Genomic DNA, 20,572 nt, shown 5'->3' on the forward strand with positions numbered 1-20,572 from the left:
CTACTTTTGCCATCCATGGCAAAAGACCCCCGCGACGACCTATCCCCGGCGCTCCTCGCTCTCGATGGCGACTCGCTGGCCTAGAACAGCGCCAGCTGGCGCTTGACCGGAGCGAAGGAGCGGCGGTGCTCCGGCAGCGCACCGAGGCGCTCCAGGGCGGCCAGGTGCTCCCGGGTCGGGTAGCCCTTGTGGCGGGCGAAGCCGTAGTCGGGATGCCGGGCGTCGAGGGCCCGCATCTGGGCATCCCGGGCCACCTTGGCGAGTATCGAGGCGGCGGCGATGGCGGGGTGGCGGGCGTCCCCCTTGACCACCGCCTGTCCCGGCAGATGATGCCCGGGCAGACGATTGCCGTCCACCAGCAGGTACTCCGCCGCCGGGACCAGGGCATCGATGGCCCGGCGCATGGCCAGGTGGGTGGCGTGATAGATGTTGAGCGCGTCCACCTCGGCGGGGCTGGCCTCGGCCACGGCGAAGGCCAGGGCGCGTTCGCGGATCTCGACGTCCAGCGCCTCGCGGCGCCTGGCGGAGAGCGCCTTGGAGTCGGTGAGCCCCTCGATCGGGCGCGCCGGGTCGAGGATCACCGCGGCGGCCACCACCGCCCCCACCAGGGGGCCGCGGCCCACCTCGTCGACACCGGCCAGGCGCTCGCCGCGGTAGTTCACTACCAGCGGAGGCAGCTCGGCGGCCTTCGCCCTTGCCGAGGTCACGATGCCGCCTCCCCGGCCCGCTCCGGGGCGACGCTCTCCGGCAGAGGTTCGCCCGCCACCAGCGCCTCGATGGCCTCAGCCGCCCGGCGGCTGGCGTCGCGCTGCAGGCCTTCGTGCATCACGGCGAAGCGCGCCTCCAGGACGGCGCGCCCCGGGGCATCGTCGAGCAGCGCGCCGAGCCGGGCGGCGATCGCCTCGGGGCTCGCCGCCTCCTGGATCAGCTCCGGGACCAGGCTCTCCCGGGCGATCAGGTTGGGCAGCGAGACCCACTCGGTCTTGACCAGGCGCCGGGCGAGCCAGTGGGTCGCCGGCGCCATCCGGTAGGCCACCAGCATCGGGCGGTGGCAGAGCATCGCCTCGAGCGCCGCGGTGCCGGAGGCGAGCAGCACGGCGTCACTGGCCACCATCGCCTCCCGGGCCTGGCCGTCGAGCAGGGTCAGCCGCTCGGCAAGCCCGGGGTGGCCGGCCAGCAGCGCCGCGAGCTCCTCACGGCGCCTTGGCGTGGCCGCCGGCATCACCAGGTGCAGGCCCGGGCGCGCCGCACAGAGCCGTTCGGCGGCGGCGAGAAAGGTCTCGCCGAGAAAGCGGATCTCGTTGGCGCGGGAGCCGGGCAGCAGCGCCAGCACCTCGCCCTCGCCGGGCAGGCCCAGGGCGGCGCGCATGGCGGCCCGGTCGTTCTCGAGGGGCAGCTCGTCGGCCAGCGGGTGGCCGACGAAGGCCACCGGCACCCGGTGGCGGGCGTAGAAGGCGGCCTCGAAGGGCAGGAAGGTGAGCATGGCATCCACGGACTTCGCGATGCCCTTGACCCGCCCCTGGCGCCAGGCCCACACGGAGGGGCTGACGTAGTGGGCGGTGGTCAGGCCCGCCTCGCGCAGCTGCCGCTCCAGGCCCAGGTTGAAGTCCGGGGCGTCGATGCCAACCATGATGTCCGGCTGCCAGGCCAGGGCATCGGCCCTGAGGGTGCGACGCACCCGGATCAGCCTGGGCAGGTGCTTGAGCACCTCGACGAGGCCCATCACCGAGAGGGCCTCCAGGGGGAAGCGGCTGTCGATCCCCTCACGGAGCATGCGCGGGCCGCCGATGCCGCGGAACTCGACGCTGGGATGACGAGCCCTGAGGGCGCGCATCAGGCCGGCGCCGAGGATGTCGCCGGAGAGCTCACCGGCGACCAGGTAGACTCGCCGCACCGCCCGCCGCTCGGCCGTGGCCATGATCAGCGGATGATGCCGCGGGTCGACGCCTCGATGGAGGCGGCAAAGGTCTCGGTCTCGGCCAGGGCGAAGCGCGTGCGGATCTCGGCCAGCGCCTGCTCCACGGTGAGCCCCTGGCGATAGACCAGCTTGTAGGCCTCGCCGAGGGCCCGGAGGGCCTCCTTCGAGAAGCCGCGACGCTTGAGCCCCACCAGGTTGAGGCCATGGACCTGGGCCGGGTTGCCGTTGATCATCACGTAGGCCGGGGTGTCCTTGGTGATGATGGAGCCGCCGCCGGCCATGGCGTGGGTGCCGAAGTGGCAGAACTGGTGCACCGCGGAGAGCCCGCCGAGGATGGCGAAGTCCCCCAGCTTGACGTGGCCCGCCAGGGTCACCTGGTTGGCCAGGATGCAGTCGTTGCCGATCACGCAGTCGTGGCCCACGTGCGCATAGGCCATGAAGAGGTTGCGCGAGCCGATGGTGGTCTCGCCGCGGTCCTGGACGGTGCCGCGATGCAGGGTCACCCCCTCGCGGATCACGTTGTCGTCGCCCATCACCAGCCGGGTGGGCTCTCCGGCGTACTTCTTGTCCTGGCAATCCTCGCCCACCGAGGCGAACTGGAAGATGCGCGTGCGCGCCCCCAGCACCGTGGGCCCCTTGATCACCACATGGGAACCGATCCGGCTACCGGGGCCGATCTCCACGTCGGGCCCGATCACCGTGAAGGGGCCCACCTCGACGTCATCGGCGAGGCGCGCGGCGGGGTCGACGAGGGCAGTGGGGTGAATCAAGCGACCTTCCTCTCGGCACAGATGATCTCGGCCTCGCAGGCCAGCTCGCCGTCGACGGTGGCCTTGCAGGCAAACTTCCAGATGCCGCGCTTCTCGCGGATCACGTCGGCGCGCAGCTGCAGCCGGTCACCGGGCATCACCGGGCGCTTGAAGCGCACGTTGTCGCTGCCCACCAGGTAGTAGACATAGCCGTCGGCGGGCAGCTTGTTGACGGTCTTGAAGCCGAGGATGCCACAGGCCTGGGCCAGCGCCTCCACCACCAGCACGCCGGGCATGATGGGGTGATGGGGAAAGTGGCCATTGAAGAACGGCTCGTTGATGCTGACATTCTTGTAGGCGACGATGGATTCGCCGAGGTTCAGCTCAGTGACCCTGTCCACCAGCAGAAAGGGGTAGCGGTGGGGCAGATAGTCTCGAATCTCGTTGATGTCCATTACCATCGTCACAACCTCTGAAGTGTCGGAAGCCCCGCCGTCCCGGCGGGTGCGAGCCGACGGCGCAGGCCGTCGGACAGACGGAGGATTATAGCGCCCCGGGCGCGGCCCTCAACCGTCACGCCCCTTCTCGAGACGCGAGAGCCGCTTGGCGATGTCGTCGAGCTGCTTGAAGCGCACCGCGTTCTTGCGCCACTGGGCGTTCTTCATGGTGCCGGTGCCGGAGGAGTAGACCCCGGGCTCGGTGATGGAGTTGGTCACCAGGCTCATGCCGGTGACCTGGACCCCGTCGCAGATCGTCAGGTGGCCGGAGAGCCCCACGCCACCGCCCAGCATGCAGTGCCTGCCTACCTTGGTGGAGCCGGCGATGCCCACGCAGCCGGCCAGGGCGCTATGGTCGCCGATCTGCACGTTGTGGGCGATCTGCACCTGACTGTCGATCTTGACGTCGTGGCCGATGACGGTGTCGCCGAGAGCACCGCGGTCGATGCTCGAACAGCTGCCCACCTCGACGTCATCGCCCAACACCACGCCGCCGAGCTGGGCGATCTTGTGCCAGCGCGTCCCGTCGTGGGCGAAGCCGAAGCCGTCGCCGCCGATCACGCAGCCGCTGTGCAGGATGGCGCGCTTGCCCACCACCACGCCGTGGCAGACGGTGGTGTTGGCGTGGAGCCGGGAGCCGGCACCGATGACGCTGTCGGCCCCCACCACGGCGCCGGGGCCGACGATCACGTCGTCGCCCAGGGTCACGCCCGCCTCGATCACGGCGTTGGGCCCGATCTCGACCCGCTCGCCCAGCCTCGCGGAGGGATCCACCGCCGCCGAGGCGTGCACCCCGGCGGGCTCGCGCCCCGCCAGGGGGTCGAAGAGACGAGAGAGCGCCGCATAGCCCAGATAGGGGTTGTCGAGCTCCAGGCGCGCCGTGGGGCAGGTTTCGCCGTGTTGGGGGTGTAGCAGCACCGCCGCGGCCCGGGTCTCCGGCAGGTCCTTGAGATAGGCGCGGTTGGCCAGGAAGGCCATCTGATCCGGGCCTGCCTCCCTGAGGGTGGCCAGCCCACTGACCCGGCGGTCGGCGTCACCGACCAGCCGGGCGCCCAGGCGCTCGGCGATGTCGGCAAGGGTGAGGGTCGGGGTGTCGCGTCGGGTCATGGCTTGGGTCCGCTGGTGCCGGCTCAGAACAGGGAGTTGAGGATCTGGGTCACTTCGCCGGTCAGGTCGGGCAGATCCTGGTTGGCGTGCAGCACGCCCTGGGGCTCGACGAGCACATCGATGCCGTGGCGAGCGATCACCTGCTCGACGGCCTGCTCGAGCCGCGACTCGGCATTGCTCAGGAAGCGCTGCTCGGCCTCCTGCTGGGCCTGCATCATCTCGCCGACCAGGCGGTTGAGCTCGGACGCCTTGCGGTTGGCCTCCTGGCGCTCACTGTCGGTGAGGCTGCTGGCGCGCTGCTGCAGCTGGGAGAGCTCCTGGTCCAGCGCCTGGGCCTGGCGCTGCTGGCTGCCGATGCGGCTCTCCAGCTCGCTCATGGAACGCTGGGCGGCATCGGTCTGCATCAGCGCCCGGCGCCAGTCCAGCACGGCCACCTCGGCGGCCTGGGCGGGCAGGGCCAGGGCGGCCAGCAGTACGAGACTCAGGGCAGCGGTCAATCTACGCATGTCGAACTCCTTGACGGGCCGCCGCGTGGCGGCCCGGCGTTGCTCAGGGGCTGGCCGGAATCAGAAGGTCTGACCCAGCGAGAACTGGAAGAACTGGGTGTCGTCGCCGCTCTCGTCGTTGAGCGGCTCGGCGATGCTGAAGGTGAGCGGGCCCACCGGCGTCAGCCAGGAGAGCCCCACGCCGACGCTGTAGCGCAGGTCGCCCAGGTCCACCCCGGAGCTGCAGTTCGAGGTGCCGGTCTCGGTGGCATAGCAGTCGGTGAGGAAGGTGTTGCCCGCATCCAGGAACAGCGAGGTCTGCAGGGAGCGGCGATCCTCGATGAAGGGCAGCGGGAAAAGCAGCTCGGCACTGCCCTGCATCAGCACGTTGCCGCCCAGGGTGCGGTCGCGCCCGCCGGATTCCGGCGGCGTGGTGCGCTGGCCCAGGGTGTTGGCGGTGAAGCCGCGCACCGAGCCGAGGCCGCCGGCGTAGAAGTTCTCGTAGAAGGGATAGGGGTCGTTGCCGACCACGTCGGCATAGCCCACCTCGCCGCTGAACTTAAGCCCCCAGTCGTGGTTGTCGTCGAGGGGGAAGAGCTGGCGGGCCTGGGCGCGCAGCTTGTAGTACTCAGCATCGCTGCCGGGCACCGCGGTCTCCAGCGACAGGCGCTGATAGTTGCCGGCGGTGGGCATGATACCGCGGTTGAGGTTGTTGCGGGTCCAGCTGGCGGTCAGCTTCAGGGATTGCGCATCGTCCCCCTGCTCCTCGACGTAGCGGGTGATCTCCTGGGCGGTATCGCGGTAGGTCTTGACCGTCAGGTCCTCCACCGCGGTGCCGAAGTTGAGCCGGGTGATCTCGTTGATCGGATAGCCGAAGTTGATCCCCGCGCCGTAGGCGTCGGTGGAGTAGGTGGAGATGTCGGAGTCCTCGTAATCGGTCTCGCGGTAGTACAGGTTGTAGCCGCGGGAGATGCCGTCGAGGGTCCAGTAGGGGTCGGTAAAACCGAAGTTGAGGCTGGTGAAGGTATCACTGCGCTGGGCGCCGATGTTCACCCGGTTGCCGGTGCCCAGGAAGTTGTTCTGGGCGAGGCCCAAGCCGTAGATCACCCCGGCGCTCTGGGAGAAGCCGACGCTGGCGGAGATCGAGCCGGAGGGCTGCTCCTCCACGGTGTAGGTGACATCGAGCTTGTCCGGCTCGCCGGCCACGGGCCGGGTCTCCACGTCCACCTGGCGGAAGAAGCCGAGGCGCTCCAGGCGCTGACGGGACTGGGTGATCGACTGGGTCGAGGCGGGCGCCCCCTCCAGCTGGATCATCTCCCGGCGCAGTACCTCGTCCTGGGTGGTGGTGTTGCCGATGAACTCGATGCGGCGTACGTAGGCGCGGCGCCCGGCATCGACCCGGAAGACGAGGTCCACGGTGTCGCCGGACGCAGAAACCTCGGGGATGCCGTCGACGCTGGCGAAGGCGAAGCCCTCGGCGCCCAGGCGCGCGCGCAGCGCCTCGGAGGAGGCGGTCACGTCGCTGCGTGAGAAGACCTGACCGGGTGCCACCTTGAGCAGGTCGCGGGCCTCGCGCTCGCTGATCTGCAAGTCGCCCACGAAGCGCACGTCGCCGATGCGGTACTGGCGGCCCTCGTCGACGTTGACGGTGATGAAGATCTGCGACTTGTCCGGGCTGATCGAGACCTGGGTCGACTCGACGTTGAAGTTGACGTAGCCGCGGTCCAGGTAGAAGGAGCGCAGGCGCTCGAGATCGCCGGCCAGCGCCTCGCGGGAGTACTCGTCCCGGGAGAACCAGCCGAAGATGCGGCCGGGGCGGTCGTTGAGCTCGAAGACGTCGCGCAGGGTGTCGTCGTCGAAGGCGCGGTTGCCGACGAGGTTGATCTGGCGGATGCGCGCCACGGCGCCCTCGTTGATCTCCACGTCGACCTGCACGCGGCCCTCGTCGATCTCGCGCACGCTGGTCGCGATGGTGGCGCTGTAGCGCCCCTGCCCCTGGTAGACGCCCTCCAGCTCGCGCTGGATCTCCTCCAGGGTGGAGAGCTGCAGCACCTCGCCCTCGGCGAGGCCGGCCTGGCGCAGGCCCTGGCGCAGCTCATCGTCACCGATGCGGCGGTTGCCGCTGATGTTGAGACGGCTGATGGTGGGTCGCTCCACCACCTGGATGATCAGCACGTCGCCATCCCGGGCGAGGCTGATATCCTCGAACAGGCCGGTGGCAAACAGGCTGCGGGTCGCCTCGGCCAGCTCGCGGTCATCGACGCGGTCGCGAGCACTGACGGGAAAGGCGTTGAAGACGGAGGCGGCGGAGACTCGCTGCAGGCCTTCCACACGAATGTCCGAAACCTCGAAGGGTTGGGCCTGGGCCGTCCCGGCCCCGACGAGCAGCAGTGCCGCCAGTCCGATGGTCTTGATTCTCATGCAGTCGATTCGCTCGCGTTGATCTGCCAAACCTGTCCAGACAGGCACCTTATACATTTGTGCGGCTCGCTGACAAGGCGATTGCCACAGAGCAATCGCCGCTGCCATGCGCAAGGGGCGCCGGGGACAAGCCGAAGAGGGGGTCCGTGGACCAGGGATGGTCTAGGTAGCCCCCAGGGAGGGGTTCATGGCGCCCCCTCGCAGGCTTGTCGCCGGATCAGCCCCGGCGAGCAGGCAATAGCTCGTTCGGGCCTTGCGTCACCAGAGCCGCATCAGATCGAAATAGATCGCCATCAGCATCAGGGTCCCCACCAGCGCCAGGCCGATGCGCAGGCCGATCGCCTGGGCCTGCTCGGAGACCGGGCGGCCACGCACCACCTCCACGAAATAGTAGAGCAGGTGGCCGCCGTCGAGCACCGGGATCGGCAGCAGGTTGAGCACCGCCAGGCTGATGGAGAGATAGGCCAGGAAGCTGACGAAGCTCTCGAGTCCCGCCCGGGCCGAATCGCCCGAAATCTGGGCAATGGTGATCGGGCCCGAGAGGTTGGAGGGCGAGATCAGCCCCACCAGCATCTTGCGGATGGCATCCAGGGTCAGCAGGGTCATCTCGCCGGTGCGGGATACCGCCTCGCCCACTGCGGCCACGGGGCCGTAGCGGATCTCGCGGCGGTACTCCTCGGGCCACGCCACCGGCGCCACGCCGGCGCCGATGTAGCCGATGGTCACGCCTTCCTCCAGGGTGTTGCTGCCGGGGGTGATGGCCAGGCTCAGCCGCTCGCCGTCGCGCGCCACCTCGAGGGTCAGCACCTCGCCGGGGCTCGCCCGCACGATGTCGACGAAATGCATCCAGTCGTCCACCGGGGAGCCATCCACCGCCAGGATCTCGTCGCCGGCCTGGAGGCCGGCGGCGTCGGCCGCCTCCCCGGGCATCAGCTGGCCCAGCACCGCCGGGATGGGCGGGCGCCAGGGGGTCACGCCGAGGCTCGGCAGCGGCTGGGGCGGGTCCTGGCGCACCAGCCAGTTCTCCACCGGCAGGCGATACTCGCGGGGCTCGGCGGTGGCGTCACTGCGGGCGTCGACGGTCAGCTCGCCGCTCATGCCGATGGCGGCCACCAGCTTGAGATTGATCTCGTCCCAGGAGCGCACCGCCTCGCCCTGCACCGCGACGATCTCCTGGCCGGCGACGAGGCCGCCGCGCTCCGCCGGAGACCCCGGCTCGACGCTGCCGATCACCGGCGCCACCGTGGTGGTGCCGGCCACGAACAGCGCCCAGTAGGCGACAATGGCGAGCAGGAAGTTGGCCAGGGGGCCGGCGGCGACGATGGCGATCCGCTGCCACACCGTCTTGCGGTTGAAGGCCTGGTCAAGCTCGTCCTCGGGCACCGGGGCCTCGCGCTCATCGAGCATCTTGACGTAGCCGCCCAGCGGGATGGCGGCCACGGCGAACTCGGTGCCATGGCGGTCGACGCGGGACCAGATCGGCGTGCCGAAGCCCACCGAGAAGCGCAGCACCCGGACGCCACAGCGCCTGGCCACCCAGAAGTGGCCGAACTCGTGGAAGGTGATCAACAGGCCCAGCACCACGATGACGGCCAGGATGTTCTGGATCAGGCCCAAGTCGCTCTCCTCCTGAAATCGGGTTGAAGTGGCATCAGCGGCTCGCCAGCCAGCTCGCGGCGGCGCGGCGCGCGCGGGCATCGGCCTCCAGCACGGTCTCGAGGTCGCGCACGGCCTCGACCGGCTCGGCATCGCGCACCCGGGCGACCAGCTCGGCGATGCCGGTGAAGCCGAGGCGGCCCGCCAGGAAGGCCTCCACCGCCACCTCGTTGGCCGCATTGAGCACCGCCGGCGCCGTGCCCCCCGCGGCCATGGCCTCGCGAGCCAGGCGCAGGCAGGGGAAGGCGATCTCATCCGGCGCCTCGAAGTCGAGCCGGGCGACCTGGAAGAGATCCAGCGCCTCGACGCCGGCCTCGATGCGCTCCGGCCAGGCCAGCCCGTAGGCGATGGGGGTGCGCATGTCGGGGTTGCCCAGCTGGGCGATCACCGAGCCATCGCTGTAGGCGGCCATGGAGTGAATCACGCTCTGGGGGTGCACCACCACCTGCACCTGCTCCGGCCGGGCGTCGAACAGCCAGCATGCCTCGATCAGCTCCAACCCCTTGTTCATCAGAGTGGCGCTGTCCACCGAGATCTTGCGGCCCATGGACCAGTTGGGGTGGGCGCAGGCCTGCGCGGGCGTCACCTCGGCCAGCCGCTTGGGCGACCAGCCGCGGAAGGGGCCGCCGGAGGCGGTCAGCAGCAGCTGGGTCACGCCGTGGCGGGCGAGCCCCCCGCGATGCTCCACGGGTAGACACTGATAGATAGCATTGTGTTCGGAATCGATGGGCAGAAGGGTCGCGCCGCTCGTCGCCACCGCCTCCATGAAGAGCGCCCCGGACATCACCAGGGCCTCCTTGTTGGCCAGCAGCACCCGCTTGCCGGCATGCACCGCGGCGAGCGTGGGCAGAAGCCCCGCGGCGCCGACGATGGCCGACATCACCACGTCCACCTCGCGCGCCTCGGCCACCGCCACCAGGGCCGCCGGGCCGGACGCGACCTCGGTCGCCACGCCGGCCTCGGCCAGGCTCGCCCGCAACCAGGCGGCGTCGCGCTCCTCGCCGAGCACCGCCACCGCGGGCCGGTGGACGAGGCAGAGCGCCAGCAGGGACTCCCGGGAGCGGTGGGCGGTCAACGCATGGACCCGGTAGCGCTCGGGGTGGCGGGCGATCACGTCTAGGGTGCTGGTGCCGATGGAGCCGGTGGCCCCCAGCACGGTGACCGCCTGGCGCCGCCGGGCGCCACGCTCTGCTGCGGCCACCCTAGAGCACCCCGAGCATCAGCAGGGCGAAAAGGGGCAGCGCCGCAGTGAGGCTGTCGATGCGGTCGAGCACGCCGCCATGGCCCGGCAGCAGCTGGCTGGAGTCCTTGATGCCGCGAAAGCGCTTGAGCATGCTCTCGAGCAGATCCCCCAGCACCGAGACCAAGGTCACCACCAGGGTCGCCAGCAGCAGCGCCAGCCCGCCGCCGAGGCCGAGGCCCTGCCAGCTGGCGAAGATCAGGGCAAGCACGGCGGTGGCGACGAGGCCGCCGGCCACCCCCTCCCAGCTCTTGCCCGGGCTTACTCTGGGCGCCAGCTTGCGGCGGCCGAAGGCGCGGCCGGCGAAGTAGGCGCCGATATCGGCACACCACACCAGCAGCAGCACGAAGAGCAGCCAGACGGCGCCGATATCGCGCAGCACGTTCAGCCCCACCCAGGCGGGGAGCAGCACCCAGAGCCCCATGGCCAGGCGCCGCGTGGACGACTGCCACTGCCCGGCGCGGGCGGGGTAGTGAACCACCCAGTAGAGGTTGGCCAGCCAGCCTGCCACGCCCAGCCACAGCGGCCATGCCATCAGGGCCCCACCGCTGAGCCACAGCATCAGCATCGCCATGCCCAGCACGGCCACCAGCATCAGCCGGTTGTCGAGGCGGCGAATGCCCGCCAGGTTGGTCCATTCCCAGCCGGCCAACAGCACGATGGCCGCCGTGAAGAGGGCGAAGAGCCCGCCGGACAGGCCGAATAGGCCCGCCAGCATCAGCGGCGCCAGCCAGGCCGCGGTGATGATGCGCTGTCTAAGCACCTTGTTGCGCCTCGATCTGCTCGTCGGTCATGCCGAAGCGCCGCTGGCGCCGCTGGAAGTCCTCCAGCGCCAGGTCGAAGGCGTCGGCGTCGAAGTCGGGCCACAGGCGTGGCGTGAAGTGGAGCTCGGCATAGGCCAGCTCCCAGAGGATGAAGTTGGAGATGCGCTGCTCGCCGCTGGTACGGATGCAGAGATCCACCGGCGCCACCCCGGCCAGGCTCAGCTGGCTAGCGAAAGCGGTCTCGTCGATGGCGGAGGGCGCAAGCTCGCCGGCGGCCACCCGCTCGGCGAGGCGGCGCGCCGCCCGGGTCAGGTCCCACTGGCCGCCATAGTTGGCGGCGATCACCAGGTGCAGCCGGGTGTTGTCGCGGGTCTTGGCCTCGGCCCGAGCGATGTGCTTCTGGATCGAGTCCGAGAAGGCCGAGAGGTCACCGATCACCGAGAGCCGGATGCCGTTCTGGTGGAGCTTGCTGACCTCGCGCTTCAGCGCCAGCAGGAACAGCTCCATCAGGGCGCTGACCTCGGCCCGGGGGCGCTTCCAGTTCTCGCTGGAGAAGGCGAACAGGGTGAGGGTCTCGACCCCGCGCTCGGCGGCACGCCGGATGGTGGCGCGCACCGCCTCCACGCCGGCATGGTGGCCACGCACGCCGGAGAGGCCGCGCGCCCGCGCCCAGCGGTTGTTGCCGTCCATGATGATCGCCACATGACGTGGCAGCGGCCCCCCCGGGGTGGCAGGCGTGCCCTCCGTGGCGCTGGAATCTGGGGTGAGCGGTGACGTCATGGGGTCTCGCATCGGGGAGTGGACAGCGAAGGCAGGAGGCCGCCCTCCTGGCGGCCCCGGACTTGCTCAGATCTGCATCAGATCGTGTTCCTTCAGCTCCAGCGTCTTGTCGATCTCGGCGATGTACTTGTCGGTCAGCTTCTGGATCGCGTCCTCGGCCTGGCGCTGCTCGTCCTCGGTGATCTCCTTCTCCTTGAGCAGGGACTTGAAGTCACCGTTGGCATCGCGGCGCACGTTGCGCACCGCCACCCGGGCGTGCTCGGCCTCGGAGCGCGCCTGCTTGATGTAGCCCTTGCGGGTCTCCTCGGTGAGCATCGGCATCGGCACGCGGATGTTGTTGCCGGCGGTCGAGGGATTCAGGCCGAGATCGGCGGCCATGATGGCCTTCTCGACCTTGGGCACCATGCTCTGCTCCCAGGGCACCACCGAGAGGGTACGGGCGTCCTCGATGTTGATGTTGGCCACCTGGTTGAGCGGCACCTGGCTGCCGTAATACTCCACGGTGACCGCGTCCAGGATGCTGGAGTGGGCGCGCCCGGTACGGATCTTGTTCAGGTTGCCATGCAGCGCTTCCACGCTCTTCTTCATGCGGGATTCTGCATCTTTCTTGATGTCATTGATCACGGTGTCAACCTCTGTCTATCAGCGTGCCTTCCTCGCCGCCCACCACCAGGTTGAGCAGGGCGCCCGGCTTGTTCATGTTGAAGACGCGGACCGGCATGTTATGGTCACGCACCAGGCAGATAGCGGTCAAATCCATGATGCCGAGCTTCTGGTCCAGGGCATCGTCATAGCTGAGCTGGTCGTACTTGATCGCATCAGCGTGCTTGACCGGGTCCTTGTCGTAGACTCCGTCCACCTTGGTGGCCTTGACCACCACGTCGGCGTCGATCTCGATCCCGCGCAGGCAGGCCGCGGAATCGGTGGTAAAGAAGGGATTGCCGGTACCGGCGGAGAACAGTACCACATCCCCGGAGGTGAGATAGCGGATGGCGGTACGGCGGTCATAGTGCTCCACCACGCCGCTCATAGGGATCGCGGACATCACCCGGGAGCGGATATTGGAACGCTCCAGGGCGTCGCGCATGGCCAGGGCGTTCATCACCGTGGCCAGCATGCCCATATGGTCACCGGTCACCCGATCCATGCCGGCCTCGTTCAGGGCGGCACCGCGGAACAGGTTGCCGCCGCCGATCACGATGCCGACCTGCACCCCGATCCCCACCAGCTGGCCGATCTCGAGGGCCATGCGGTCCAGCACCTTGGGGTCGATGCCGAAATCGTGCTCGCCCATCAGCGCCTCGCCGGAGAGCTTGAGCAGGATTCGCTTGTACTTCGACTTGTCGGTGCGGGCCTTGGGTGAGGTCTCGACGTGATCGGATGGGGACATGGCATCTCTCCTGGGGCATCAGCATTGGCATGGGGGCGGCCGGTGCACCGGCCGGATACGCGATGGCGTGCGCTCGCGCGCACGCCATCATCCTGCAGGAACCTCTGACCTCAGCTGCGCTTGGCCTGTTCCATCACTTCCTTGGCGAAGTCGACCTCTTCCTTCTCGATGCCCTCGCCCACTTCGAAGCGGGTGAAACCGAGGACCTCGCCGCCGGCCGCCTTGGCGAACTGGGCAACGCTCTGGTCCGGGTTCTTGACGAAGGGCTGCTCGGTCAGGCTGTTCTCGGCCAGGTACTTCTTCAGGCGGCCCTGGACCATCTTCTCGGCGATCTCGGCGGGCTTGCCGGCCATGTCGGGCTGGGCGAGGATGATGTCCTTCTCCTTGTCCAGCTGCTCCTGGGGCATGTCCTCGGGGCGCGCGACGGCCGGGTTGATGGCGGCGACGTGCATCGCGATGTCCTTGGCCACTTCGGCGTTGCCGCCCTTGAGCACGGTCAGCACGCCGATGCGGCCGCCGTGGACGTATTCGCCCACCAGGCCACCCTCGAGGGCGTCGACCACGACGCAGCGACGCACGCCGATGTTCTCGCCGATCTTCTGGACCAGCTGCTCGCGAGCGGCTTCCAGATCGCCGGCCATCACGGCGGCCACGTCTTCGTTCTTGGCGGCGAAGAAGGCGTCGGCGACCTTGTCGGCGAAGGCCTTGAAGTTGTCGTCACGGGCGACGAAGTCGGTCTCGGAGTTGATCTCGACCATCACGCCGTAGCTGCCATCCTCGGCCACGCGGGTCACCACGGTGCCCTCGGCGGCGGTGCGGCTGGCCTTCTTTGCGGCCTTGAGGCCGGAGCTCTTGCGCAGGTTCTCGATGGCGACCTCGATGTCACCGCCGGCCTCGGTGAGGGCCTTCTTGCACTCCATCATGCCGAGTCCGGTACGCTCGCGCAGTTCCTTGACCTGGGAGGCGCTGATAGCTGCCATGGGGTTCACCTCTGAATCTGTGTGTCAACGGATAGCGGACCCGTCGCTGCGACGAATCCGGCGAATGCTGAGAAAAAAGGGGGCCTCGGCCCCCTTCTCGTCTGTCCGGCCGCCGTGGCGCCGACCCGTGTGGCGACGGCCACCGTAGCGACGGCCGCCGTGGCGACGGCCACCGAACAGACTAGCCGCGATCACTCGGCGGCGCTGTCGCTTTCCTGGACGGCTTCGTCGGTGACTTCGACGAACTCGTCGGGACGACCTTCCTTCGCACGGGCGCAGGCGTCGGCGATGGCCTTCACGTAGATCTGGATGGCGCGGATGGAGTCATCGTTGCCGGGGATCACGTAGTCGACGCCGTCCGGGTCGGAGTTGGTATCCACCACGCCGATGACCGGGATGCCGAGCTTGTTCGCCTCGTTGATGGCGATGCGCTCGTGGTCGACGTCGATCACGAACAGGGCGTCGGGCAGGCCACCCATCTCCTTGATACCGCCGATGGAACGCTCGAGCTTCTCCTGCTCGCGGGTCGCCATCAGGACTTCCTTCTTGGTCAGCTTCTCGAAGGTGCCGTCCTCGCGCATGGTCTCGAGGTCGCGCAGACGCTTGATGGACTGACGGATGGTCTTGTAGTTGGTCAGCATGCCGCCCAGCCAGCGGTGGTTGACATAGGGCTGACCGGCGCGCCTGGCCTCTTCCTTGATGATCTTGCTGGCGCTGCGCTTGGTACCGACGAACATGACCTTGTTGTTGGACGCGGCCATCTTCTCGACCACATCGATGGCCTCGTTCAGGGCCGGCAGGGTATGCTCGAGGTTGATGATGTGGATCTTGTTGCGGGCACCAAAGATGAACTTGCTCATCTTCGGGTTCCAGTACTTGGTCTGGTGACCGAAGTGAGCACCTGCCTTGAGCAGGTCACGCATGTTGACGTGTGCCATGGATGACTCCTGGAAAATCGGGTTAGGCCTCCACGCACCCCATGGATCCGACCGCCGAAGCCCTCTGGAGGAGCCGCGACAGCACCCGGGACCATGTGCCGGTGCATGTGTGTTTTCAAGGCGTTACATTGATTGACGCCACCCCTGTCGCCACATCTCGCATGGCCCTCACGGCGACGCTTCGACGTGCGTGGGCGGGAAAGGACGGGCGATTGCAGGAAGGCGCGCAGCTTTATACCATGGATCATCCGCAAGTTGAAGTCGCCCGGGCGACCCCACCCCCCACCCTCGAGATTCCATGAACGTACCCATCAAGACGCCCGACGAGATCGAGAAGATGCGCGAGGCGGGCCGTCAGGCCGCCAGCGTGATCGAGATGATCACCCCCCATGTGACGGCCGGCATCACCACCGGCGAGATCGACCGCCGCTGCCACGACTATATCGTCGACGTGCTCGGCTCCACCCCGGCCCCGCTGAATTACCACGGCTTCCCCAAGTCGGTCTGCACCTCCATCAACCACGTGGTGTGCCACGGCATTCCGGATGATGCCAAGAAGCTCAAGAAGGGCGACATCATGAACCTGGACATCACCGTAAAGACCGCCGACGGCTACCACGGCGACTCCAGCGTGATGTTCGTGATCGGCGAGACCATCCAGGGCGAGCGCCTGTGCCGCGTCACCCAGGAGTGCCTCTACCGCAGCATCGCCCTGGTGCGCCCGGGCGTGCGCCTCTCCGCGCTGGCCCGCGCCATCCAGAGCCACGCCGAGGCCAGCGGCTACTCGGTGGTGCGCGACTTCTGCGGCCACGGCATCGGCGCCGGCTTCCACGAGGAGCCCCAGGTGCTGCACTACGACGGCTATGCCCCCGAGGCGGACATCGCCCTCGAGGCCGGCATGTGCTTCACCATCGAGCCGATGATCAACGTCGGCGACCCCCGCACCAAGGTGCTGCGCGACGGCTGGACCGCGGTGACCCGCGACCGCAGCCTCTCCGCCCAGTGGGAGCACACCCTGCTGGTGACCGAGACCGGCGTCGAGGTGCTCACCGCACGCCGCGACGAAGACCTCTCCTTCCTGGAGCGCTGAGCCGATGCTGCTCCACCACTACCGCTTCGCCCCCGACGAGAGCCTGTTCGACGTCGAGGCGTTTCGCGCCGAGCTCGCCGGCAGCCGCTCGCCCATCGCCCCCTTCAAGGCGGCGCTGCGCGAGATCCAGGCCCGGCTCGACGCGCGCTTCCGGAGCGGCGCCGACATCCGCGACCTGATCCACGGTCGCGCCTGGTGCCTCGACCGGCTGCTGGCGGTGGCCTGGGAACAGCATGAGTGGCCCCCGGGCGAGGGAGTCGCGCTGCTCGCCGTGGGCGGCTACGGCCGCGGCGAGCTGCACCCCCACTCCGACGTCGACCTGCTGCTGCTGCTCGAGCAGGACGACGACGCCCCCTACCGGGAGTCGCTGACCGCCTTCATCACCTTCCTGTGGGACATCGGCCTGGAGATCGGCCACAGCGTGCGCTCGCTCTCCGACTGCGAGCGCGAGGCAGAGGCCGACGTCACGGTGATCACCAACCTGCTGGAGAGCCGCACCATCGCCGGCCCCGAGCGGCTGCGCGAGGCGATGAAGGCGCGCCTCGCCCCCGACCGGCTGTGGCCCGCCGACCGCTTCTTCGAGGCCAAGTGGCAGGAGCAGATCAGCCGCCACCATCGCTTCAACAACTCCGAGTACCACCTGGAGCCCAACCTCAAGAGCTCCCCCGGGGGCCTGCGCGACATCCAGATGATCGGCTGGGTGGCCAAGCGCCACTTCGGCAGCCAGCGCTACGAGGACCTGGTCGCCAACGGGTTCATGAACGACGCCGAACTGCGCATCCTCAGCCAGGGCCAGGCCTTCCTCTGGCAGGTGCGCTACGCCCTGCACATGCTCACCGGCCGCGCCGAGGACCGTCTGCAGTTCGACTACCAGCGCACCATCGCCGAGCTGTTCGGCTTCCGCGACACCCCCGAGCGGCTGGCCGTCGAGCAGTTCATGAAGCGCTACTACCGCCACGTGACGGCGCTGGCCGGCCTCAACGACATGCTGCTGCAGCACTTCGACGAGGCGATCCTGCACGCCGGCGAGGCGCTCGAGACCACCCCGCTCAACGACCGCTTCGAGATCCGCGGCGGCTACATCCAGGCGCGCTCGCGCACCGTCTTTCGCGACCGGCCCGCGGCGCTGCTGGAGCTCTTCCTGCTGATGGCCGAGCACCCCGAGATCGAGGGGGTGCGCGCCGACACCATCCGCCTTATCCGCGACCACCGCCACCTGATCGACGACCTCTACCGCGACGACGTGCGCCACCAGAGCCTGTTCATGGCGCTGCTGCGCTCCGGCGGCAACGTGGCGCGCCAGCTCAGGCGCATGAACCGCTACGGGGTGCTCGGCAAGTACCTGCCGGAGTTCGGCCGCGCCGTGGGCCTGATGCAGCACGATCTCTTCCACATCTATACCGTGGACGCCCATACCCTGCGCCTGCTGAAGTTCATTCACGGCTTCCGCAAGCCCGAGGCCCGCGAGACCTTCCCGGTGGCCGCCAACCTGATCCACCAGCTGCCCAAGCTGGAGCTGCTGTGGATCGCCGGCCTCTATCACGACATCGGCAAGGGGCGCGGCGGCGACCACTCGCTCCTCGGCGCCCGGGACGTCGAGGTCTTCGCCGAGCGCCACGGCCTCTCGACCCGCGACACCCGCCTGGTGAGCTGGCTGGTGGAGCACCACCTGACGATGTCGATGGTGGCCCAGAAGCGTGACACCACCGACCCCGACGTGATCGCCGATTTCGCCCGCCTGGTAGGCGACGAGACCCGCCTCGACTACCTCTACGTGCTCACCGTGGCCGACATCAACGCCACCAACCCGACGCTGTGGAACGGCTGGCGTGCCTCGCTGCTGCGCCAGCTCCACGCCGAGACCAAGCGCGCCCTGCGCCGCGGGCTCGAGAACCCCCTGGAGCGCAACGACTGGGTCAACGAGACCCGCGACGAGGCGCTCTCGCTGCTCGCCGCGGTGGGGGCCGACATGGCAAGCGTGGAGCGCCTGTGGGAGTCGTTGGGCGAGGAGTACTTCCTGCAGTACGCGCCCAGCGAGATCGCCTGGCAGACCCAGGGCATCCTCGCCCACGGCGGCAGCCCGCTGCCGCTGATCCTGATCAGCGCCCCGGCCGAGGACATGCCCGAGGGCGGCACCAAGGTGTTCATCCACACCCGCTCGGTGGACGACCTCTTCGCCGCCACCGCCGCCGCCCTGGACCAGCTCGGCCTCTCGATCCACGACGCCCGAATCGCCACCTCGAGCAACGACTGGACCCTCAACACCTTCATCGTGCTGGATGACCAGGGCCAGGCGATCCGCGACCCAGCGCGCCTCGAGGAGATCCGCGCCCACCTGGTGGAGGAGCTCGACGATCCGGACGACTACCCCGAGATCGTCACCCGCCACACCCCGCGCCAGCTGCGCCACTTCCGGGTTCCCACCGAGGTGATCATCGAGCAGGACCCGGCCAACGAGCGCACCCTGCTGGAGCTGATCGCCCCGGATCGCCCCGGCCTGCTGGCCCGGGTGGGGCGCATCTTCATGGAGCAGGACATCGCGCTGTCCGCGGCCAAGATCGCCACCCTGGGCGAGAAGGTGGAGGACGTCTTCTTCATCACCGACAAGGCCGGCCGGCCCCTCACCGACCCGGAGCGCCAGGCGCGCCTGCGCAAGCGGCTGGTAGAGGTGCTGGATGTCTCCGGCTGAGGTCATAAGCCACGTGCAGAGGCACTCGGGGCTGATCCGTCGACAGGTCTGCGAGGAGGCGCTGTGAATACTTCCCTGTACGCTACCGACGCCATCCCTGGCGTAGGACCTCCTCTTCGACCTGTCCCCGGCGCCCCTCCTGCATGGCCTCGCGTTTGAGGCCTTCTGCGGCCTTCCCTATAATCAAGCCCCCTCCGCTCATGACAACGACGCCCGAGGCCACGGCCGGCGAGGCGCGCCTGGATACCCATGAACCCCGATCTCGACGCCCTCAAGCCCTACCCCTTCGAGAAGCTGGCTGCCCTCAAGGCCGGCGTGACGCCCCCCGAGGGCCTGGCCCACGTGCCGCTGACCATCGGCGAACCCCAGCACGCCCCCTACCCCGCGGCGCTGGCCACCCTGGTCGAGCACCAGGCCGAGTTCGCCCGCTACCCGGCCACCGCGGGACTGCCCGAGCTGCGCGAGGCGATCGGCGTCTGGGCCACGCGGCGCTTCGGGCTCGCGGGGCTCGACCCCGAGCGCCAGGTGCTGCCGGTCAACGGCACCCGGGAGGCGATCTTCGCCTTCGTCCAGGCCGCACTCGACCGCACCCGCCCGGCCCGGGTGGCGATGCCCAACCCCTTCTACCAGATCTACGAGGGGGCCACCCTACTCGCCGGCGGCGAGCCGCTCTACCTCGACTGCACCGCCGAGAGCTGCTTTCGCCCCGACTTCGATGCCGTGCCCGCCGCGACCTGGCAAGAGGTGCAGATCCTCTTTCTCTGCTCGCCGGGCAACCCCACCGGGGCGGTGACGCCCCTCGACGAGTTCCAGAAGCTGATCGCGCTGGCCGACGAGCATGACTTCATTATCGCCTCGGACGAGTGCTACTCGGAGCTCTACCTGGACGAGGCCGCCCCGCCGCCGGGGCTGCTTCAGGCCTGCGCGGCGCTCGGGCGCCACGACTACCGGCGCTGCCTGGTGTTCCACTCGCTCTCCAAGCGCTCCAACCTGCCGGGGCTGCGCTCCGGCTTCGTGGCAGGCAGTGCCGAGCTGATCGCTCCCTTCAAGCGCTACCGCACCTACCACGGCTGCGCCATGGCCCTGCCCGTGCAGCGAGCCTCGATCACCGCCTGGAACGACGAGGCCCACGTGCGCGCCAACCGCGACGCCTACCGCGAGAAGTTCGCCGCGGTGACCGAGATCCTCGCCCCGGTCATGGACTTCCCCGCCCCGGAGGCGAGCTTCTACCTGTGGCCGGCGGTGCCCGGCGGCGACGACGAGGCCTTCACCCGGGCGCTCTACGCCGAGGAGCACGTCAGCGTGCTGCCCGGTAGCTATATGGGTCGTCCCGCTGCCGACGACAGGATGGGTCGTCCCGCTACCGTCGACGGGATGGGTCGTCCAGGCGCCAACGGCACCAACCCCGGCAGCGGCAGGGTCCGTCTGGCGCTGGTGGCCGAGGTCGACGCCACGGTCGAGGCGGCCCGGCGGATTCGCCGATTCATCGAGAGGAGAGGCTGATGTTCACCCTGTACGGCATCAAGAACTGCGATACCTGCCGCCGCGCCCGCAAGGCGATGGACGGCTCCGGCATCCCCTACCAGTTCCACGACCTGCGCGAGGATGGCCTCTCCGCGGCCCTGCTCGAACACCTGCTCGAGAAGGTGCCGGTGGTCGAGGCCCTCAACAAGCGCAGCACCACCTGGCGCAACCTCCCGGACGAGCAGAAGCAGGGGGTGGACGCCAACAGCGCCCGCGAGCTGCTGCTCGCCCACCCCACCCTGCTCAAGCGCCCGCTGCTCGACACCGGCGATGCGATCCTCGTCGGCTACCGGGACGGCGACTATGACGCCCTGAGCGGCTAGGCCATCCGAACACGCGGCGGC

The 20,572-nt window shown here is 69.0% G+C and carries 19 protein-coding genes; 4 read left to right on the plus strand and 15 right to left on the minus strand.

The annotated features are described in order from the left end of the window. Nucleotides 1-80 precede the first annotated feature (80 nt). From rnhB to rpsB, 15 genes are all read right to left on the minus strand, one after another. Complete coding sequence (gene rnhB, locus DER72_RS05155; RefSeq protein WP_181395606.1) at nucleotides 81-707, minus strand: ribonuclease HII; 627 nt, start codon at nucleotides 705-707, stop codon at nucleotides 81-83. After that, a complete protein-coding gene (lpxB, locus tag DER72_RS05160; protein WP_110068925.1) occupies nucleotides 704-1,918 on the minus strand; it encodes a lipid-A-disaccharide synthase in 1,215 nt (404 codons plus the stop codon). The genes rnhB and lpxB overlap by 4 nt, the downstream gene beginning before the upstream one ends. A gap of 2 nt (nucleotides 1,919-1,920) precedes the next feature. Next, on the minus strand, nucleotides 1,921-2,688 hold the full coding sequence (gene lpxA, locus DER72_RS05165; RefSeq protein ID WP_110068926.1) for an acyl-ACP--UDP-N-acetylglucosamine O-acyltransferase: 768 nt from the start codon (nucleotides 2,686-2,688) through the stop codon (nucleotides 1,921-1,923). Beyond that, nucleotides 2,685-3,128: a 3-hydroxyacyl-ACP dehydratase FabZ gene (gene fabZ, locus DER72_RS05170; RefSeq protein ID WP_110068927.1), complete on the minus strand. Its 444-nt coding sequence runs from the start codon at nucleotides 3,126-3,128 to the stop codon at nucleotides 2,685-2,687. The genes lpxA and fabZ overlap by 4 nt, the downstream gene beginning before the upstream one ends. Nucleotides 3,129-3,233: 105 nt before the next feature. Then, on the minus strand, nucleotides 3,234-4,271 hold the full coding sequence (gene lpxD, locus DER72_RS05175; RefSeq protein WP_110068928.1) for a UDP-3-O-(3-hydroxymyristoyl)glucosamine N-acyltransferase: 1,038 nt from the start codon (nucleotides 4,269-4,271) through the stop codon (nucleotides 3,234-3,236). Nucleotides 4,272-4,294: 23 nt separating this feature from the next. Further along, nucleotides 4,295-4,777 carry an OmpH family outer membrane protein gene (locus DER72_RS05180; RefSeq protein WP_110068929.1) on the minus strand — a complete coding sequence of 161 codons (483 nt, stop codon included), beginning with the start codon at nucleotides 4,775-4,777 and terminating at the stop codon, nucleotides 4,295-4,297. 60 nt (nucleotides 4,778-4,837) lie between these two features. Next, a complete protein-coding gene (gene bamA / locus DER72_RS05185) occupies nucleotides 4,838-7,177 on the minus strand; it encodes an outer membrane protein assembly factor BamA (protein ID WP_258306204.1) in 2,340 nt (779 codons plus the stop codon). A gap of 258 nt (nucleotides 7,178-7,435) precedes the next feature. After that, a complete protein-coding gene (rseP, locus tag DER72_RS05190) occupies nucleotides 7,436-8,794 on the minus strand; it encodes an RIP metalloprotease RseP (RefSeq protein WP_110068930.1) in 1,359 nt (452 codons plus the stop codon). A gap of 34 nt (nucleotides 8,795-8,828) precedes the next feature. Next, entirely contained in the window at nucleotides 8,829-10,034 is a 1,206-nt protein-coding gene (gene ispC / locus DER72_RS05195; protein WP_110068931.1) for a 1-deoxy-D-xylulose-5-phosphate reductoisomerase, read from the minus strand. Between the two features lies 1 nt (nucleotide 10,035). Next, nucleotides 10,036-10,836 carry a phosphatidate cytidylyltransferase gene (locus DER72_RS05200; RefSeq protein WP_110068932.1) on the minus strand — a complete coding sequence of 267 codons (801 nt, stop codon included), beginning with the start codon at nucleotides 10,834-10,836 and terminating at the stop codon, nucleotides 10,036-10,038. Further along, on the minus strand, nucleotides 10,829-11,617 hold the full coding sequence (uppS, locus tag DER72_RS05205; RefSeq protein ID WP_110068986.1) for a polyprenyl diphosphate synthase: 789 nt from the start codon (nucleotides 11,615-11,617) through the stop codon (nucleotides 10,829-10,831). The genes DER72_RS05200 and uppS overlap by 8 nt, the downstream gene beginning before the upstream one ends. A gap of 66 nt (nucleotides 11,618-11,683) precedes the next feature. Beyond that, nucleotides 11,684-12,241, minus strand: a complete 558-nt coding sequence (gene frr, locus DER72_RS05210) for a ribosome recycling factor (RefSeq protein ID WP_110068933.1) — start codon at nucleotides 12,239-12,241, stop codon at nucleotides 11,684-11,686. Between the two features lie 4 nt (nucleotides 12,242-12,245). Next, complete coding sequence (pyrH, locus tag DER72_RS05215) at nucleotides 12,246-13,007, minus strand: UMP kinase (RefSeq protein WP_110068934.1); 762 nt, start codon at nucleotides 13,005-13,007, stop codon at nucleotides 12,246-12,248. 110 nt (nucleotides 13,008-13,117) lie between these two features. Continuing rightward, nucleotides 13,118-13,987, minus strand: a complete 870-nt coding sequence (gene tsf / locus DER72_RS05220) for a translation elongation factor Ts (protein WP_110068935.1) — start codon at nucleotides 13,985-13,987, stop codon at nucleotides 13,118-13,120. A gap of 191 nt (nucleotides 13,988-14,178) precedes the next feature. Further along, the gene (gene rpsB, locus DER72_RS05225; RefSeq protein WP_110068936.1) at nucleotides 14,179-14,925 is read right to left on the minus strand and encodes a 30S ribosomal protein S2; all 747 of its coding nucleotides are present in this window, start codon (nucleotides 14,923-14,925) and stop codon (nucleotides 14,179-14,181) included. A gap of 298 nt (nucleotides 14,926-15,223) precedes the next feature. Here rpsB and map point away from each other — a divergent pair, with 298 nt between their 5' ends. From map to DER72_RS05245, 4 genes are all read left to right on the plus strand, one after another. Beyond that, nucleotides 15,224-16,015: a type I methionyl aminopeptidase gene (gene map, locus DER72_RS05230; protein WP_110068937.1), complete on the plus strand. Its 792-nt coding sequence runs from the start codon at nucleotides 15,224-15,226 to the stop codon at nucleotides 16,013-16,015. 4 nt (nucleotides 16,016-16,019) lie between these two features. Next, on the plus strand, nucleotides 16,020-18,704 hold the full coding sequence (locus tag DER72_RS05235) for a [protein-PII] uridylyltransferase (protein ID WP_110068938.1): 2,685 nt from the start codon (nucleotides 16,020-16,022) through the stop codon (nucleotides 18,702-18,704). 249 nt (nucleotides 18,705-18,953) lie between these two features. Further along, nucleotides 18,954-20,207 (plus strand): succinyldiaminopimelate transaminase, encoded by a 1,254-nt coding sequence (gene dapC / locus DER72_RS05240; protein ID WP_110068939.1) that lies wholly within the window; start codon nucleotides 18,954-18,956, stop codon nucleotides 20,205-20,207. Further along, a complete protein-coding gene (locus DER72_RS05245; RefSeq protein WP_110068940.1) occupies nucleotides 20,207-20,551 on the plus strand; it encodes an arsenate reductase in 345 nt (114 codons plus the stop codon). Before dapC ends, DER72_RS05245 begins: the two co-directional genes overlap by 1 nt. The last annotated feature ends 21 nt before the right edge of the window (nucleotides 20,552-20,572 follow it).

This window comes from Halomonas sp. A11-A (genome assembly GCF_003182195.1).
In the GTDB taxonomy this organism is placed as follows: Bacteria; Pseudomonadota; Gammaproteobacteria; order Pseudomonadales; family Halomonadaceae; genus Halomonas; species Halomonas alkalicola.